The sequence below is a fragment of the Arthrobacter sp. Y3223164 genome (genome assembly GCF_059091005.1).
Window position 1 is genome coordinate 1 of the sequence record NZ_JBNHGF010000244.1, and the last position, 4,260, is coordinate 4,260.

Below are 4,260 nucleotides of genomic sequence, written 5' to 3' on the forward strand. Positions count from 1 at the left end.
GGCGGCGGGATGACGACGGCGCAGCGGCTCTGGGCGGAGGCCGAAGCGAAGGCCAAGCGCACCCGCCGCTAACGTGGGGCCGGCGGCGGCCGCCGGAACCGGTGCCACGGTGTGGCGGTGGCCGGCAATGTCCGTGCTGCCCCGTAAGCTATTCGTAGATATGTTCGGACAATCCGCCGCCGTGCTGCCCGCGGCGCGGACTCCGGGCCGCAGTGCCGGAATTGGGAGTTGAGTTCATGATTAGCTCGTTGCGCGGCGTCGTCGCCCACGTGGGATTGCAATCGGCCGTGATCGACGTCAACGGATTCGGCATGCTCGTCCAGGCGACGCCGCAGACCCTGGGCACGCTGTTCGTGGGGCGGGAGGCCGAACTGGCCACCACCATGATTGTGCGCGAAGACTCCATGACGCTGTTCGGCTTCGAGGACGCAGCGCAACGGGAAGTTTTTGAAACCCTCATCTCGGTCAGCGGGGTCGGCCCGAGGCTGGGCCTGGCTGCGCTGTCGGTGCACTCGCCCGAGGCGCTGAGGGTTGCCGCCGCGGAGGGGGACAGCAAGGCGTTCACCAAGGTTCCGGGTATCGGGCCGAAGCTCGCCGGCCGGATCGTGCTCGAGCTGGCCGGGAAGCTGATCCCCACCGGCGAGCAGGCCCCCCAGCAAAAGGGCGGCTGGAAGGGACAGGTGCAGGAGGCACTGGCCGGCCTGGGCTGGTCCGAGAAGGACGCCGCCGCGGCGGTGGACACCACCGCCGAGGAAAATCCGGAGGCGGCAGCGGCAGGCAACGTGGGCGACTTGCTGCGGCTGACCCTGCGCAGGCTCGGCCAGGACGGCGCCCGGACCGGCGCGTCCCGGCGGACCGCGGGAGTGAACTAGCGTGGCGGAGGATTCCGAGAACAACCGGCTGGTCGCCAACACGTCGGAAACCGAAGAACGGGCGATCGAATCGGCGCTGCGGCCCAAGAACCTGGACGATTTCGTGGGCCAGGCCCGGGTCCGCCAGCAGCTGTCGCTGGTGCTGGAGGCGTCCCGGATCCGCGAACGGACAGCCGACCATGTCCTGCTGTCCGGCCCGCCCGGACTGGGCAAGACCACGCTGGCGATGATCATCGCCGCGGAAATGAACGCGCCGCTGCGCATCAGCTCCGGACCGGCGATCCAGCACGCGGGCGACCTGGCGGCGATCCTGTCGTCGCTGACCGAAGGGGAGATCTTCTTCCTGGATGAGATCCACCGGATGTCGCGGCCGGCAGAGGAAATGCTCTACATGGCGATGGAGGACTTCCGGGTGGACATCGTGGTGGGCAAGGGCGCCGGCGCCACCGCCATCCCGCTCGACCTGCCGCCGTTCACCCTCGTCGGGGCCACGACGAGGGCCGGGCTGCTGCCGGGGCCGCTGCGCGACCGGTTCGGCTTCACCGGGCACTTGGAGTTCTACGCCGTCGCGGAGCTTGAGCTGGTGCTCCGCCGCTCGGCCATGCTGCTGGACCTCAAGGTCAGTTCGGCCGGTTTCGCCGAGATCGCCGGGCGCTCCCGCGGCACGCCCCGCATCGCCAACCGTCTGCTGCGCCGGGTGCGGGACTGGGCCCTTGTGCACAAGATCGAGGAGATCGATGCGCGTGCGGCAGCGGCGGCGCTCGATATGTACGAAGTCGACGAACGGGGACTGGACCGGCTGGACCGGGCGGTGCTCACCGCCCTGATCACCAAGTTCGGCGGCGGGCCCGTCGGTTTATCCACCCTGGCCATAGCCGTCGGCGAGGAAACCGAGACGGTGGAGACGGTAGCCGAGCCCTACTTGGTCCGCGAAGGGCTGCTCGGCCGGACGCCGCGCGGACGGATCGCCACCGCCGCGGCCTGGCAACACCTGGGGCTGGCGGTGCCGGATCACCTGACCGCGGGACAGACCGAAGACCTGCTCTCGGAACTGCTGGAGCCGGACACGGATTTCGCCGAAAACTGAAGCTTGACCGTGTCAGGGCGGTCACCGCGTAGAATGGTAGGAACGTGCGGAGTGCGCCGTCCCCCACGGGACGCGGCAGGCTGCGTACACGGTCCGGATTTTCCTACCGGTCCGCTCCAGACTTCTAGGACGGAACTTCCCTGTGTTCGTAAATCTCTTCACCGGCACCACTCCCCAGCAGCAGTCGGGCGGCATCGACGTGATGACCATCGCCCTGTTCGCCGTTTTCGCGCTGTTGATCTTCTTCATGTTCCGCAAGCAGAAGAAGGTCCAGGCGCAGATGCGCGAAAAGGCCGAGCGCATCAAGGAGCAGATGGTGCCGGGCACCGAGGTGATGACTCAGTTCGGCCTCTTCGGCACCGTCGTTTCCCTCGACCCCGACAACAACAAGGTGGTCCTTGAACTGTCGCCGGGCAACACCGCCACCGTGCACACCCAGGCGGTGAACGAAGTCGTGACACCGGAGGCCCCCGAGGTTCCCGACGACGCCTCGTCCCTCACCGCGGAAAGCGCTACCCGCCCGGAGGAATCCGCCGAGGACACCCTTAAGCGGCTCAACGAAGAGCAGAACAAAGACACCAAGTAGGCCAGCGACGGCTTAGCCGTATAGGCGTGCAGTGGCGGGGCATGCCCCGCCACTTCGCCATGTACCGGCCGGTTCCTCCGGCCGACTGAGCCGATGAGAGAAAGATCTTCCATGGCACGATCCGGTTCCACCAGCATTGCGCGGCGGACACTTATCTGGCTCGGTGTGCTCCTGGCCGCCGGCACCGTCATCCTGGGCAGCGGTGTATTCACCGGCCAGGCAAGCTGGGCGCCCAAGCTGGCGCTCGACCTTGAGGGCGGCACCCAGATGATCCTGGCTCCGCAGGTCCAGGGCGGCGGGGGCGAGATCACCGCCGAGCAGCTCAACCAGGCCGTGGAGATCATCCGCCAGCGCGTCGACGGCTCCGGCGTGGCGGAAGCCGAGATCACCACGCAGTCCGGCCGCAACGTGGTGGTCAGCCTGCCCGGTGTTCCGGACCAGCGGACCCGCGAACTGATCCAGGCGTCGGCCGCCATGGAATTCCGCCCGGTGCTCACCGTTGCGCCGGGTTCCGCCGTTCCGGAGGAGGAGCGGACGCCCGAAGCGGACCTTCCGAAACCGGCGGCCGAACCGAAGAACGCCAGCGACTTGAACTGGATCACCCCGGAGCTCTACCAGGAGTTCGAGGCGCTGGAGTGCCTTGACCCGGCCGCGGCCGCAGAGGAGACCGAGCCGGCCGACCCGGCCAAGCCGACGGTCGCCTGCGAACCGGATACCGGCATGAAGTACATCCTGGGCCCGGTGGAGGTGCCCGGCACGGACATCGCCGACTCCAGCTTTGGCCAGGTGCGCGGCACCCAGGGACAGACGCTGAACCAGTGGGCGGTGAACATCGAGTTCAACAGCGAGGGAACCGCAACCTTCAAGGAAGTGACCGAACGGCTGTTCGGACTCTCCGGCGCCCAGAACCAGTTCGCCATCGTGCTGGACGGCGAGGTGATTTCCGCTCCCACGACCAACGCGGTCATCCCCGACGGCAAGCCGCAGATCACCGGCAACTTCACGGAGGAATCGGCCCGTGTGCTCTCCGAGCAGCTGAAGTACGGCGCGCTGCCGATCAGCTTCGAGATCCAGAGCGAGCAGCAGATTTCCGCCACCCTGGGCGCCGACCAGTTGCGGATGGGCCTGATCGCCGGGCTCATCGGCCTGGCGCTGGTCGCCGCCTACTCGATCTTCCAGTACCGCATGCTCGGCCTGGTGACCATCGCGTCGCTGGTGGTGGCCGGCATTTTGACGTATCTGGCGATCGCGATCCTGGGCTGGACCGAAAACTACCGGCTGTCGTTGGCCGGGGTCGCCGGCCTCATCGTGGCGATCGGCCAGACCGCCGACTCGTTCATCGTCTACTTCGAACGCATCCGCGACGAACTGCGCGAGGGCCGGGGCCTGGTCTCGGCCGTGGACAACGGCTGGAAGCGTGCACGGCAAACCGTGCTGGCTTCCAAGGCGGTCAACCTGCTGGCCGCCGTCGTGCTCTACTTCGTGGCGGTGGGCAACGTGCGCGGTTTTGCCTTTACGCTGGGCCTGACCGCGGTGGCCGACCTCCTGGTGGTCTTCATGTTCACGCACCCGACCATGCAGCTGCTGGCACGCACCAAGTTCTTCGGCGAGGGCCACCGCTTCTCCGGCCTGGATCCGCGCCTGCTGGACGCGGTGCCGCTGTACCGCGGGGCGGGCCGGATCCGCCAGCCCGGCGAACGCAAGGTGCCGGTGCG

At 67.8% G+C, this 4,260-nt stretch carries 4 protein-coding genes; all 4 read left to right on the forward strand.

Features of this window, described 5'->3' with window-relative positions:
• Positions 1-236: 236 nt before the first annotated feature.
• A complete protein-coding gene (gene ruvA / locus AC5RUJ_RS11805) occupies positions 237-872 on the forward strand; it encodes a Holliday junction branch migration protein RuvA (RefSeq protein WP_494014068.1) in 636 nt (211 codons plus the stop codon).
• A 28-nt stretch (positions 873-900) separates the two neighbouring features.
• Positions 901-1,959, forward strand: coding sequence for a Holliday junction branch migration DNA helicase RuvB (gene ruvB / locus AC5RUJ_RS11810; protein ID WP_494128999.1), 1,059 nt, complete (start codon positions 901-903; stop codon positions 1,957-1,959).
• A 142-nt stretch (positions 1,960-2,101) separates the two neighbouring features.
• The gene (gene yajC / locus AC5RUJ_RS11815) at positions 2,102-2,545 is read left to right on the forward strand and encodes a preprotein translocase subunit YajC (RefSeq protein ID WP_494023013.1); all 444 of its coding nucleotides are present in this window, start codon (positions 2,102-2,104) and stop codon (positions 2,543-2,545) included.
• Between the two features lie 111 nt (positions 2,546-2,656).
• Positions 2,657-4,260: protein translocase subunit SecD (secD, locus tag AC5RUJ_RS11820; protein ID WP_494155901.1), on the forward strand; the 1,604-nt coding region annotated here is incomplete at its 3' end.

What these genes read in the sequence shown, in the direction of transcription:
- ruvA (WP_494014068.1), top strand. Translation starts at nt 237, where the DNA reads ATGATTAGCTCGTTGCGCGGCGTCGTCGCCCACGTGGGATTGCAATCG.